The sequence below is a fragment of the Thiogranum sp. genome (assembly GCF_058323355.1).
Genome location: NZ_JBTTIO010000094.1, coordinates 1 through 14,192 on the forward strand (window position 1 = coordinate 1; position 14,192 = coordinate 14,192).

A 14,192-nucleotide genomic window follows, 5' to 3' on the forward strand; every position below is an offset into this window, starting at 1 on the left:
CGTAAGCCTTGAATTCGCCGCCCTGCTTCTCCGCCGCGACTTTCGTCAGCGCTGCGGTCAGCGTGGTCTTGCCATGGTCAACGTGACCAATCGTTCCCACATTCACATGCGGCTTCGTACGTTCAAATTTTTCCTTGGACACGACTGCTACCCTCTTCCGGTTTTGTTAGTGCCTGACTACTAAAATATCAAGATGCCTTCTTGACGGATTCCGCGATGCTGTTTGGTGCTTCAGCATAATGCACGAACTCCATCGAATACGTTGCGCGACCCTGGGTGGCGGAACGCAGATCGGTGGCATAACCGAACATTTCCGCCAACGGAACCTCGGCGCGTATGATCTTGCCGGCAGGACTGTCATCCATACCCTGCACCTGGCCGCGCCGGCGATTCAGATCGCCCATGACGTCACCCATGTTTTCTTCCGGGGTAACGACCTCAACCTTCATGACCGGTTCCAGCAGTACCGGGTCGCCAGCCAGCGCCCCCTCCCTGAAACCCATCGAACCCGCGATCCTGAACGCCATCTCGGACGAATCAACATCGTGGTACGAACCGTCATACAGCGTGACCTTGATATCCACCATCGGATAACCGGCAATCACACCGCTTTCCATCGCTTCCTGCACACCCTTGTCAACGGCGCCGATGTATTCACGAGGAACCACGCCGCCAACAATGGCGTCGACAAACTCGTAACCTTCGCCCGCGGGCAAGGGCTCAAGCTTGAGCACCACATGGCCGTACTGGCCACGACCACCGGACTGGCGGACAAACTTGCCTTCCGCCTTCTTAACCACCTTGCGGATGGTTTCGCGGTAGGCACCCTGCGGCGCACCGATGTTCGCCTCTACACCAAACTCACGCTTCATGCGATCGACAATAATGTCGAGGTGCAGCTCGCCCATGCCGGAAATAATGGTCTGGCCGGACTCTTCGTCCGTGCGAACCCGGAACGAGGGGTCTTCCTGCGCGAGCTTGCTCAGCGCGATACCCATCTTTTCCTGATCCACCTTGGTGCGCGGCTCAACCGCAACCGAGATAACCGGTTCCGGGAAATCCATACGCTCCAGCGTAATCACGTTGTCGACATCACACAGGGTATCGCCCGTTGTGACATCCTTCAGACCCACCGCCGCGGCGATATCTCCGGCATACACTTCCTTGATCTCTTCGCGATGGTTGGAGTGCATCTGCACGATACGACCAACGCGTTCCTTCTTGCGCTTGACCGGGTTATAAACGGTGTCACCTGATTTCAGCACACCGGAATACACCCGGAAAAACGTCAGGGTCCCGACAAAGGGATCCGTTGCAATCTTGAAGGCGAGCGCCGCAAACGGCGCGTCATCCGAAGCTTCACGTACAGCCTCTGTCTCGTCCTTGTCATCGAGGTGACCGGTAATCGGCGGCACGTCGACTGGCGACGGCATGTACTCGATGATGGCATCCAGCATCGCCTGAACGCCCTTGTTCTTGAACGCGGATCCGCACAGCGCAGGAACCACCTCGTTGGCCAGCGCCCGCTGGCGAATACCCGCACGGATCTCGTCTTCATCGAGTTCCCCGTTTTCCAGGTACTTCTCCATCAATGTTTCATTGGCCTCGGCCGCTGCCTCGACCAGGTGCTCACGCCACTCATTGCAGAGCGCCTTGAGGTCGTCGGGAATCTCCCGCGCCTCGTAGGTAACCCCCATGTCGGCCTCATTCCAGTAAATGGCCTGCATGCGGACCAGATCGACCACACCTTCAAATTTTTCTTCTGCGCCGATGGCGATCTGCAGCGGCACCGGGTTAGCCCCCAGGCGCTCGCGGATCTGCTCGACCACACGCAAAAAATCGGCGCCGGCGCGGTCCATCTTGTTGACGAACGCCATGCGTGGCACACCGTAGCGGCTGGCCTGCCGCCAGACCGTCTCGGACTGCGGCTCAACACCACCGACAGCGCAGAATACCGCCACCGCACCATCCAGCACTCTCAGGGAACGCTCGACCTCGATCGTGAAGTCCACGTGCCCGGGCGTATCAATGATGTTGATACGGTGCTGTTCGTACTGCTTGTCCATGCCCTGCCAGAAGCAGGTCGTTGCAGCGGACGTGATGGTAATCCCACGCTCCTGCTCCTGCTCCATCCAGTCCATGGTGGCAGCGCCATCGTGCACCTCGCCAATCTTGTGCGAGATACCCGTGTAGTAGAGCACGCGCTCGGTCGTCGTCGTTTTACCGGCATCAATATGCGCCATGATGCCAATGTTGCGATAACGACTGATTGGAGTCTTGCGCGCCACTGCCGTCTACCCTGTTTTGCTTCGCCGTTACCAGCGATAGTGTGCGAAGGCCTTGTTCGCCTCCGCCATACGATGCGTGTCTTCCTTTTTCTTCACAGCAGAGCCACGGCTTTCCGAGGCATCCATCAGCTCACCCGCCAGGCGCAACGCCATGGATTTTTCACCACGCTTGCGCGCAGCATCGATCACCCAGCGCATAGCCAGTGTGGTACGACGCGCAGGGCGCACTTCAACCGGAACCTGGTAAGTCGCACCACCAACGCGGCGGGACTTTACCTCGACCGACGGACGAATGTTATCCAGCGCCTTGTCGAGCAGTTCGATCGGGTCAGCGTCACCACGCGACTGAATCTGGTCCAGCGCACCATAGATAATGCGCTCGGCGACTGACTTCTTGCCCGATTTCATGACCATATTGATAAATCTGGCCAGCATCAGGTTGCCAAACTTCGGATCGGGGAGAATCTCCCGGCGCTCAGCTGCTCTTCTTCTCGACATGGTTTACGTCTCTAAATCCTGTTAACTCGGTTAGGCCGTTACGACTTCGGTCGCTTGGCGCCGTACTTGGAACGACCCTGGCGTCGGCTTTCAACACCCTGGGTATCCAGGCTGCCGCGCACCGTGTGGTAACGCACACCCGGCAGATCCTTGACACGACCGCCGCGAATCAGGACCACCGAGTGTTCCTGAAGGTTATGCCCTTCACCACCAATATAGGTCGTTACTTCATAACCGTTGGTCAGGCGCACACGGGCGACCTTTCGCAGTGCCGAGTTCGGCTTCTTCGGGGTCGTGGTATACACGCGTGTGCAAACGCCGCGCTTCTGGGGACATGCCTCCAGCGCCGGTACGTTGCTTTTCACCTGTTTACGGGTGCGTGGTTTGCGCACCAGCTGGTTAATCGTGGCCATTAATGTGTACTCCACCCTCAATCACACGGGGTGCTGAATAATTTCGTAAAGTCCTGAAAATAAACGACAGGCCGGGCGGACCCGGCCTGTCGAAGGAGGCGCATTTTAGGTATTCCGCCCGACACTGTCAAGCAGAAATTCGGCTGACCCGGGCTTTGCGTCGCAACCCGGATCAACAGACGATCAAATCGTCAACCTTCCGTCACCTGGGAGGCCTCGTCATCTGCCGCCGGCTCGCTGGCTGGCCTGGCTTCCATCACATCCTCGACGGTGATGCCCTGACGCTGGCGACGCCGCTCGAGGTGGTGCGCCAGGCCGGTGCCAGCCGGAATCAGACGACCCACAATGACATTTTCCTTGAGCCCGCGCAGCTCGTCACGCAGCCCGCGAACCGACGCTTCGGTCAGCACACGGGTGGTCTCCTGGAAGGACGCCGCAGACACGAACGACTCGGTTGCCAGCGATGCCTTGGTAATACCCAGTAACATGGGTATCCACTTCGGCGGCTGCTTGCCTTCCGCTTCCAGGCGCTCGATCTCGTCCAGCACGCGGGCCTTGTCGGCCTGCTCGCCACGCAGGAATTTCGAATCACCCGGCTCGGAGATTTCGACCTTGCGCAGCATCTGGCGAATAATGACCTCGATATGCTTGTCGTTTATCCCCACCCCCTGCAGGCGGTACACGTCCTGGATTTCCTTGACCAGATACTCGGCCATCACAGTGGTGCCCAGCAGGCGCAGGATATCGTGTGGATTCGGCTCGCCGTCGGCCAGCATTTCACCCTTGGTGACCTGTTCACCCTCGAACACCGAAATATGACGCCACTTGGGAATCAGCTCTTCGTAGGTTTCACCACCCGGCTCGGCAATCACAAGCCTTTGTTTACCCTTGGTTTCCTTGCCAAAGCCCACGGTACCGGAAGTCTCGGCAAGAATCGCCGGATCTTTCGGCTTACGGGCCTCGAAAAGGTCTGCAACACGTGGCAAACCACCGGTGATATCACGGGTCTTGGAGGATTCCTGGGGAATGCGCGCCACCACGTCGCCCACCTGTACTTCCGCGCCATCTTCCAGCGCGACGATCGCGCCAGCCGGCAGGAAGTAATGGGCCGAAAATTCGGTTCCCGGGATTTTCAGTTCGTTGCCTTCATCATCGATCAGCTGCACCATCGGACGCAGATCCTTGCCCGCGCTGCCACGCTGCTTGGGATCGGTCACGATCAGGCTGCTCAAACCGGTAATTTCATCCGTGTGTTTCTGCACCGACACACCATCGACAAAATCGATGAAGCGCACACGCCCTGCCACTTCGACCACGATCGGATGGGTATGCGGATCCCAGTTGGCGATAACCTGTCCGCCTTCCACCTTCTGGCCTTCGTTGGCGGAAATCACTGCGCCATACGGCACCTTGTAACGTTCACGCTCACGACCGTGCTCGTCGACCACACCGATTTCACCGGAACGTGACACCGCGACCAGGTTGCCGTTCTTGTCGGATACCGTCTTGATGTTGTGCAACTTCAGTGATCCGCTGTTCTTGACTTCAACACTGTTGACCGTTGCAGCACGACTTGCCGCACCACCGATATGGAAGGTACGCATGGTAAGCTGTGTACCCGGCTCACCTATCGACTGGGCCGCGATAACACCGATGGCTTCACCGATATTGACCTGGTGTCCACGCGCCAGGTCACGACCGTAGCACTTGGAACAGATGCCGTAACGGGTGGCGCAGGAAATCGGCGAACGTACCTTGATCTCGTCGATACTGGCCTCCTCGATCCTCTCGACCCACTTCTCATCGATCAGTGTACCAACAGGCACGATGACTTCGTCCGTGCCCGGCGCGTAGGTGTCGGATGCTGTCACACGACCCAGCACGCGTTCGCTGAGTGATTCAACCACGTCGCCACCTTCAACCAGCGGCGACATCAGCATGCCTTCATCAGTACCACAATCGACCTCGGTCACCACCAGGTCCTGCGCCACGTCGACCAGGCGACGGGTCAGGTAACCGGAGTTGGCAGTCTTCAATGCCGTATCGGCAAGACCCTTACGCGCACCGTGAGTGGAGATGAAGTACTGCAACACGTCCAGGCCTTCGCGGAAGTTCGCAGTGATCGGTGTTTCGATAATCGAACCGTCCGGCTTGGCCATCAGGCCACGCATGCCGGCCAGCTGGCGAATCTGCGCGGCGGAACCACGCGCGCCGGAGTCGGCCATCATGTACACCGAGTTGAAGGAGTCCTGCTTGACCTTCTCACCCCTGGCATTTACCACCAATTCCTTGCCAAGCTTGTCCATCATGGCCTTGGCTACCTGGTCATTGGTGCGTGACCAGATATCAACTACCTTGTTATAGCGTTCGCCGTTGGTCACCAGACCCGAGGTGTACTGGTTCTCGATTTCCTTGACCTCTTTCTCCGCCTCGGCAAGGATCGCCGTCTTCTCTTCCGGTATCACCATATCGTTGATACCGAACGACACGGCTGCACGCGTTGCATAGGCAAACCCGGTATACATCAGCTGATCAGCAAATATGACGGTCGCCTTCAGGCCCACGTTGCGATAACACAGGTTGATGACATTGGAAATCGCTTTCTTGGTCATGTTGCGATCAACGGCTTCGAAAGGAATACCTTCCGGCAGAATTTCAGACAACAGGGCGCGACCAACGGTTGTTTCCATCACCCGACAACGGTGCTCAAGCTCACCCTCTTCGGTGATATTGCTGTCTTTCAGCCGCACCTTCACACTGGCGTGCAGATCGGCGAAACCACCTTGATAGGCGCGATGCACTTCTGACACATCGGCGAACATCATGCCTTCGCCTTTTGCATTCACACGCGTACGGGTCATGTAATACAGACCCAGCACTACGTCCTGCGACGGCACGATAATCGGTTCGCCACTGGCCGGGGAGAGGATGTTGTTGGTCGACATCATCAGGGTGCGCGCTTCCAGCTGGGCTTCCAGCGACAGCGGCACGTGCACAGCCATCTGGTCACCGTCGAAGTCGGCGTTGAACGCGGCACACACCAGCGGGTGCAGCTGGATGGCCTTGCCCTCGATCAGCGTCGGTTCAAACGCCTGGATACCGAGACGGTGAAGAGTGGGCGCACGGTTGAGCATGACCGGGTGTTCACGGATCACCTCTTCAAGGATATCCCACACTTCCGGACCTTCGCGCTCGACCAGTTTCTTGGCCGCCTTGATGGTGGTCGCCAGGCCACGCAGCTGCAGCTTGCTGAAGATGAACGGCTTGAACAGTTCCAGCGCCATGCGCTTGGGCAGGCCACACTGGTGCAGACGCAGCGTCGGACCCACGACGATAACAGAACGGCCGGAGTAATCGACACGCTTGCCGAGCAGGTTCTGGCGGAAGCGGCCCTGCTTACCCTTGATCATGTCGGCCAGTGACTTCAGTGGACGCTTGTTGGTACCGGTGATGGCGCGACCGCGACGACCGTTGTCGAGCAATGCATCGACCGACTCCTGCAGCATGCGCTTTTCGTTACGCACAATGATATCGGGCGCGTTCAGCTCCAGCAGACGCTTCAGGCGGTTATTGCGGTTGATGACGCGGCGGTACAGATCGTTGAGATCGGATGTCGCGAAACGACCACCGTCCAGCGGCACCAGCGGACGCAACTCCGGCGGCAGCACAGGCAGCACGGTCATCACCATCCATTCAGGCTTGTTGCCGGACTCCATGAAGGACTCGACCAGTTTCAGTCGCTTGCCCAGACGCTTGAGCTTGGTTTCGCTCTTGGTGGCGCCCATGTCTTCGCGCAACTGGATAATTTCCTTCGGCAGGTCCAGGTCGCGCAGCAGTTCGAACACGGCTTCAGCGCCCATACGTGCATCGAATTCGTCGCCGTTTTCCTCGATGGCTTCGAGGTAGGCTTCTTCCGACAGCAACTGGCCACGCTCCAGCGTGGTCATACCGGCATCGATCACCACAAAGGCTTCGAAATACAACACGCGCTCGATATCGCGCAATGTCATGTCCAGCAACAGGCCGATACGCGACGGCAGCGACTTCAGGAACCAGATATGCGCGACCGGGCTGGCCAGTTCGATGTGGCCCATGCGTTCGCGACGCACCTTGGCCAGCGTGACTTCAACGCCACACTTCTCGCAGACTACGCCGCGATGCTTGAGGCGTTTGTACTTGCCGCACAGGCATTCGTAGTCCTTGACCGGGCCAAAGATCTTGGCGCAGAACAGGCCGTCACGCTCCGGCTTGAAGGTACGGTAGTTGATGGTCTCGGGCTTTTTGACTTCGCCATACGACCAGGAACGAACCAGGTCCGGGGACGCCAGACCGATGCGAATCGCATCAAAGTCGTCGTTGTGACCTTGCGGCTTTAGCAGATTGAGTAAATCTTTCATGTTGTCTCCCTCAGTCCTGTTCCAGTTCCAGGCTGATACCCAGCGATCGAATTTCCTTCACCAGCACGTTGAAGGACTCGGGCATACCGGCTTCCATTTGATGGTTGCCGTCGACGATATTCTTGTACATCTTGGTGCGGCCGTTCACATCGTCGGACTTGACCGTCAGCATTTCCTGCAAGGTATAGGCGGCGCCATAGGCTTCCAGCGCCCACACTTCCATCTCACCGAAACGCTGACCGCCGAACTGTGCCTTGCCGCCCAGCGGCTGCTGGGTGACCAGGCTGTACGGGCCGGTGGAACGCGCATGCATCTTGTCGTCGACCAGGTGGTTGAGTTTCAGGATGTACATGTAACCCACGGTAACCTGGCGCTCGAATGCTTCACCGGTACGCCCGTTATAGAGCGTGGTCTGTCCGCTCTCGGGTAAGCCAGCGAGTCGAAGCATGTGCTTGATCTCTTCTTCCGCGGCACCATCAAAGACCGGCGTCGCCATCGGCACACCCTTGCGCAGGTTGTTGGCCAACGCAATGATTTCCTCGTCGTTCAATGCATCGAGGTCTTCCTTCTTGCCACTGGTGTTATAGATCTCATTCAGGTAGTTGCGCAGATCCTGGATCTTCGCCTGCGTATCCAGCATTTCACCAATACGCACACCAAGCCCGGATGCCGCCCAGCCCAGATGGGTTTCCAGCACCTGGCCAACGTTCATACGCGAAGGCACGCCAAGCGGGTTGAGCACGATATCCACCGGTGTACCGTTCTCGTCGTACGGCATGTCTTCCACCGGCACGATCATGGAGATAACACCCTTGTTACCGTGACGACCGGCCATCTTGTCACCTGGCTGGATGCGACGCTTGACGGCCAGGTAAACCTTGACCATCTTCAGCACACCCGGCGCCAGATCATCACCGGCGGTGATCTTGTTACGCTTCTCCTCCAGACGGCGATCGAACTCATCACGCACACTGGTGAGCTGCTGCGAAGCGGCTTCCAGCTGGGCGTTGTCGTCCTCGTTCTTGAGCCTGACCTCGAACCACTTGTCCTTGTCCAGACCCTCAAGATAGGAGGCCGTGATCTTCGCGCCGGACTTCAGACCGGAAGGACCACCGGCGGCCGTCTTGCCCACCAGCAGTTTCTCGACACGCTGGAAGACATCGCCCTCCATAATACGTAACTGATCGTTGAGATCCTTCTTGACACCGGCGACCTGCTCCTCTTCGATCTGCAGGGCGCGCGCATCCTTGTCGACGCCATCGCGGGTGAATACCTGCACGTCGATCACGGTGCCATCCATGCCGGATGGAACACGCAGCGAAGTGTCCTTCACATCGGACGCCTTCTCGCCGAAGATGGCACGCAGCAGTTTTTCTTCCGGTGTCAACTGGGTTTCGCCCTTGGGCGTCACCTTGCCGACGAGGATATCGCCCGGTTTGACCTCTGCACCAATATACACGATGCCGGACTCATCCAGCTTGCCCAGCGCGCCTTCGCCCACGTTGGGAATATCACCGGATATTTCTTCCGGACCCAGCTTGGTGTCGCGCGCCACACAGGTCAGCTCTTCGATATGAATGGTGGTAAAACGATCTTCCTGCACCACACGCTCGGAAATGAGGATGGAATCCTCGAAGTTGTAGCCATTCCAGGGCATGAACGCGACGCGCAGGTTCTGACCCAGCGCCAGTTCACCCAGGTCCGTACTCGGCCCATCGGCCAGCACATCACCACGTGCAACCACGTGGCCTGGCGACACCAGCGGGCGCTGGTTGATACAGGTGTTCTGGTTGGAACGGGTGTACTTGGTCAGGTTGTAGATATCAACACCTGCCTCACCGGCTTCCGTTTCATCATCGTTGACACGTACCACGATACGGCCTGCATCGACCGAATCCACCACGCCACCACGGCGGGCAACCACCGTTACACCGGAATCAACGGCAACAGTACGCTCGATGCCGGTACCCACCAGCGGCTTCTCGGCGCGCAGGGTTGGAACCGCCTGGCGTTGCATGTTGGAACCCATCAGTGCGCGGTTGGCGTCATCGTGTTCCAGGAACGGGATCAGTGCGGCGGCCACCGAAACGATCTGCTTGGGTGAAACGTCGATGTAGTTAACACGATCCGGTGTCGACAGGGTGAATTCGTTCTTGTGACGACAGGACACCAGCTCATCGATCAGCCTGCCCTTCGCATCGGTGTTGGCGTTTGCCTGCGCGATAACAAACTCGCCTTCCTCGATCGCGGACAGGTAATCCACATCGTCTGTCACACGACCGTCGATCACCCTGCGGTATGGCGTTTCAAGGAAGCCGTACTCGTTGGTACGCGAATACACGGCCAGCGAGTTGATCAAGCCGATGTTCGGACCTTCCGGCGTTTCAATCGGGCAGACACGACCGTAGTGCGTGGGATGCACGTCGCGCACCTCGAAACCGGCGCGCTCGCGCGTCAGACCACCCGGGCCAAGCGCCGATACACGGCGTTTATGGGTCACTTCCGACAGCGGGTTATTCTGGTCCATAAATTGTGAGAGCTGACTGGAACCAAAGAACTCCTTGATAGCCGCTGCGACCGGCTTGGCATTGATCAACTCCTGCGGCATCAGACTTTCAGACTCTGCCACGCTGAGACGCTCGCGCACGGCGCGCTCGACACGCACCAGACCGATACGGAATACATTTTCCGCCATCTCACCGACACAGCGAATGCGCCGATTGCCCAGATGATCGATATCGTCCACGACACCTTTACCGTCACAGATGTCCACCAGGGTTTTCATCACATCCAGGATGTCCGAGCCACGCTCGGCCAGCACCTCTTTCAGCTTGCCCCAGGTAATGGTGTCGCCCTTGTACTCAATGCTTCCGAGCAACTGCTGCAACCACGGCCAGGGAGACAGGTCTACCAGGGCAATCTCCTTGTCATCACTCTTGGGTTTCAGCGCCGCTTCCAGCTGACGGGTGAAATACACCGAGTCAACCAGGACACCGGCACCCGTATCACCCTCACGACCGACACGACGATTGAACTTCATGCGGCCGACGACCGACAGGTCATAGCGCTCGAAGGTAAAGAACAGATTATGGAACAGGTTCTGCGCGGCTTCCCTGGTTGGCGGCTCGCCAGGACGCATCATGCGATAAATTTCGACCTGGGCTTCCAGCACGTTGGTGGTCGGGTCGATACGCAGGGTATTTGAAATGTACGGACCGCGATCGAGATCATTGGTATACAACGTTTCGATTTTCCTGACGCCGGCAGCATTCAACGCCTCGATCAACTCTTCAGTGATCTCATCGTTGGCATTGGCAATAACCTCACCGGTCTCCTTGTTGACAATGGTATGTGCCAGAGTCTTCTCCAGCAGGTAATCCACTGGAACCTCCAGCGTTTTCACGCCGGCCTTGTCCAGTTCACGGATGTGCCGTGCCGTGATACGGCGACCTTCCTCGACAATCACCTTACCCTTGATCTTGATATCAAAAGTTGCGGTTTCGCCGCGCAGACGCTCCGGCACCAGATCGAGTTCGACCGTGTCGCCCTTGAGGTGGAAGGTATTGGTTTCAAAGAACAGATCGAGAATCTGCTCGGTTTCATAACCGAGTGCACGTAACAGCACAGTGGCCGGCAGCTTGCGGCGGCGATCGATACGCACAAACAGCGCATCCTTGTGATCAAACTCGAAGTCCAGCCAGGAACCACGGTAGGGAATCACGCGCGCCGAGAACAGCAGCTTGCCGGACGAATGGGTCTTGCCCTTGTCGTGATCGAAGAACACACCCGGCGAGCGATGCAATTGCGAAACGATAACGCGCTCGGTGCCGTTGATCACAAAGGTGCCGTTTTCCGTCATCAGGGGCAGTTCGCCCATGTAGACTTCCTGCTCCTTGATGTCCTTGATGGACTGGTTGCTGCCTTCCTTATCGTAAATAATCAGGCGCACCAGTGCGCGCAGCGGCGCCGCGTAGGTCATGCCGCGCATCTGGCATTCCTTGACGTCGAACACCGGCTCGCCGAGTCGATATTTCACATAGTCCAGCGCTGCCGTGCCAGCATAACTGGTAATCGGGAACACCGACGAAAACGCTGCATGAAGTCCCTTGTCCAGCCGGTTGTCCGGATCCGTATCTGCCTGCAGAAAAGCGCGGTACGAATTCAGCTGCGTTGCCAGCAGGTAGGGAACGTCAAGAACGCTCTGCCGCTTGCCGAAATCCTTACGGATGCGTTTCTTTTCGGTATAGCTATAAGCCATTGGTGTTCCTCTTGGTCGTAATGAGCGGAGCCTGCCATCAGGCCCCGGTATTTCCAGCGAGTTGTTGAAAATTGCCTGATCCGGCAGCTTTCAACAACCCGCTCTGTATAAGCGGGAAAAGGCCGGCAGCGAAAACTCGCTACCAGCCATCCCGATCACCCGGCCAGCACAACGCCGACCGTGCAGTGTCGATTCAGCCCTGCGGGCATCGAGGTACTTACTTGACCTCGACGCTGGCGCCGGCTTCTTCGAGCGTCTTCTTGATCTCTTCGGCTTCGTCCTTGGAAGCGCCTTCCTTGATCGGGGAAGGTGCACTCTCCACCAGATCCTTGGCTTCTTTCAGACCAAGGCCGGTGATACCGCGAACGGCCTTGATGACGGAAACCTTGTTGGAACCAAAGCTGGTCATCACCACGTCGAACTCGGTCTTCTCTTCAGCGGCTGCACCGGCGTCACCACCGGCAGCCGGAGCAGCTGCTACAGCCGCTGCAGCTGACACACCGAATTTTTCTTCCATCGCGGAGATCAGATCAACGACCTCCATGACACTCATGTTGGAAATAGTTTCCAGAATTTCTTCCTGAGACGCTGCCATAATTGCAAACTCCTGAATATTTGCCTGTATCAGGCAATAACAATTTTAAAAAATGATTTAGGCTGACTGTTTCTGATCGCGTACTGCCGCCACTGTGCGAACCAGCTTGCCCGGCACCTCGTTGAGGGTACGGGTCAGCTTTTCGACCGGCGCCTTCATGACCGCCATCAACAGGGCAATTGCCTGATCACGGGTCGGCATGCTGGCGAGACGATCCAGATCCGATGCAGCGAGCATTTCACCGCCGAACGCCACCAGTCTGGGTACGAGTTTGTCGTGCTCTTTCGCGAAGTCTTTCACCAGTCGCGCTGCCGCACCGGGTTCCTCCCGGGAGAAAGCCAGCAACAGCGGCCCGACCAGGCCGTCCTTCATGCACTCGAAATCCGTACCTTCAACAGCACGTTTGGCCAGCGTGTTCTTGACCACTCGAAGATAGACACCCCCCTCACGCGCCTTCACGCGCAGGTCGGTCATTTCTTCGACGGTAAGACCACTGTACTCGGCAGCAACGGCTGAATGCGCCTGTTTGGCGATAACAGCAACTTCGGAAACTACAGCCTTTTTCTGTTCAAGACTTAGTGCCACCTGTTTACCTCCATAAGCCGGACAAAACCATCCGGCCTACTGTTAACGGTATCCGGCCCGGTAAGGCACGAACACCGGTTGCGGCGACCTCTACAAGAATAAAGACTTGTTCGGGTTACGCCATCTGCGCCGGCTGCCAGTTTCACCTGACGATTAAGCCTTTCGGCACCTGCGGTCTTTGACGGCTTCCCGGTCAGACCGGGCAGCGTCAAATTCGTTAAAGTCTTACAGCTCCAGCGATGCGGGATCGACCTGCAGGCCGGGACCCATGGTTGTCGAAACGGTAAGCTTCTTCATATATACACCCTTGGCGGATGCGGGCTTCAGCTTGTTCAGGTCGGCCAGCAGGGCCTGCAGGTTTTCCTTCAGGTCGCCCACGGCGAAGTCCGCCTTGCCGATGGAACAATGAATGATGCCCGCCTTGTCTGTGCGGTAACGCACCTGGCCGGCCTTGGCATTCTTTACCGCCGCCGCCACGTCAGGCGTCACGGTACCCACCTTGGGGTTGGGCATCAGGCCGCGTGGACCCAGGATCTGGCCCAGCTGACCCACGACGCGCATGGCATCGGGGCTGGCGATAACAACATCAAAATTCATGTTGCCCTTTTTCACCTCTTCAGCAAGGTCATCCATGCCGACAATATCCGCCCCGGCTTCTTTTGCGGCTTCAGCATTGGCGCCCTGGGTAAATACCGCCACACGCACCGTCTTGCCCGTGCCATTCGGCAACACCGTGGAACTGCGCACCACCTGGTCGGACTTGCGCGGGTCGACGCCGAGGTTGACACTGACATCGACCGACTCGTTGAATTTCACTTTCGGTAACTCGCCCAGCAGGGCCAGCGCCTCGTCGACCGGGTACAACTTGCCCGGCTCGATTTTTTCGTTGATCAGTTTTGCACGCTTGCTCAGTTTGGCCATGATTATTCGACCCCCTCGGTATTCAGCCCCATGCTGCGCGCGGTACCGGCGATAGTGCGCACCGCGGCGTCCATGTCGGCCGCCGTCAGGTCCGGCTCTTTCACTTTGGCAATCTCTTCCAGCTGCGCACGGTTCACCGTACCCACCTTCTCGGTGTTGGGACGACCGGAACCTTTTGGAATACCCGCAGCCTTCTTCAGCAACACGGCCGCCGGAGGGGTCTTGGTGATAAAGGTA

10 protein-coding genes are annotated in these 14,192 nt (G+C 57.8%); all 10 read right to left on the reverse strand.

Annotation, left to right across the window (positions count from 1 at the left end; translation table 11 throughout):
* A partial coding sequence (locus ACW81B_RS12325) for a GTP-binding protein (RefSeq protein ID WP_491579924.1) occupies positions 1 to 142 on the reverse strand: 142 nt, incomplete at its 3' end.
* Between the two features lie 46 nt (positions 143 to 188).
* Positions 189 to 2,288: an elongation factor G gene (gene fusA, locus ACW81B_RS12330; protein ID WP_491580520.1), complete on the reverse strand. Its 2,100-nt coding sequence runs from the start codon at positions 2,286 to 2,288 to the stop codon at positions 189 to 191.
* 27 nt (positions 2,289 to 2,315) lie between these two features.
* Positions 2,316 to 2,786, reverse strand: a complete 471-nt coding sequence (gene rpsG, locus ACW81B_RS12335) for a 30S ribosomal protein S7 (protein WP_491580521.1) — start codon at positions 2,784 to 2,786, stop codon at positions 2,316 to 2,318.
* A 38-nt stretch (positions 2,787 to 2,824) separates the two neighbouring features.
* Entirely contained in the window at positions 2,825 to 3,199 is a 375-nt protein-coding gene (gene rpsL, locus ACW81B_RS12340) for a 30S ribosomal protein S12 (RefSeq protein ID WP_491580522.1), read from the reverse strand.
* A 191-nt stretch (positions 3,200 to 3,390) separates the two neighbouring features.
* Positions 3,391 to 7,596: a DNA-directed RNA polymerase subunit beta' gene (rpoC, locus tag ACW81B_RS12345; RefSeq protein ID WP_491580523.1), complete on the reverse strand. Its 4,206-nt coding sequence runs from the start codon at positions 7,594 to 7,596 to the stop codon at positions 3,391 to 3,393.
* Positions 7,597 to 7,606: 10 nt separating this feature from the next.
* Positions 7,607 to 11,854, reverse strand: a complete 4,248-nt coding sequence (gene rpoB, locus ACW81B_RS12350) for a DNA-directed RNA polymerase subunit beta (protein WP_491580524.1) — start codon at positions 11,852 to 11,854, stop codon at positions 7,607 to 7,609.
* Between the two features lie 217 nt (positions 11,855 to 12,071).
* Positions 12,072 to 12,449 carry a 50S ribosomal protein L7/L12 gene (gene rplL / locus ACW81B_RS12355; protein WP_491580525.1) on the reverse strand — a complete coding sequence of 126 codons (378 nt, stop codon included), beginning with the start codon at positions 12,447 to 12,449 and terminating at the stop codon, positions 12,072 to 12,074.
* Positions 12,450 to 12,506: 57 nt separating this feature from the next.
* The gene (gene rplJ / locus ACW81B_RS12360) at positions 12,507 to 13,034 is read right to left on the reverse strand and encodes a 50S ribosomal protein L10 (protein WP_491580526.1); all 528 of its coding nucleotides are present in this window, start codon (positions 13,032 to 13,034) and stop codon (positions 12,507 to 12,509) included.
* Between the two features lie 225 nt (positions 13,035 to 13,259).
* Positions 13,260 to 13,955: a 50S ribosomal protein L1 gene (rplA, locus tag ACW81B_RS12365; protein WP_491580527.1), complete on the reverse strand. Its 696-nt coding sequence runs from the start codon at positions 13,953 to 13,955 to the stop codon at positions 13,260 to 13,262.
* Between the two features lie 2 nt (positions 13,956 to 13,957).
* Positions 13,958 to 14,192, reverse strand: a 235-nt coding sequence (locus tag ACW81B_RS12370; protein ID WP_491580528.1) for an uL11 family ribosomal protein, incomplete at its 5' end; no start/stop codon positions are given.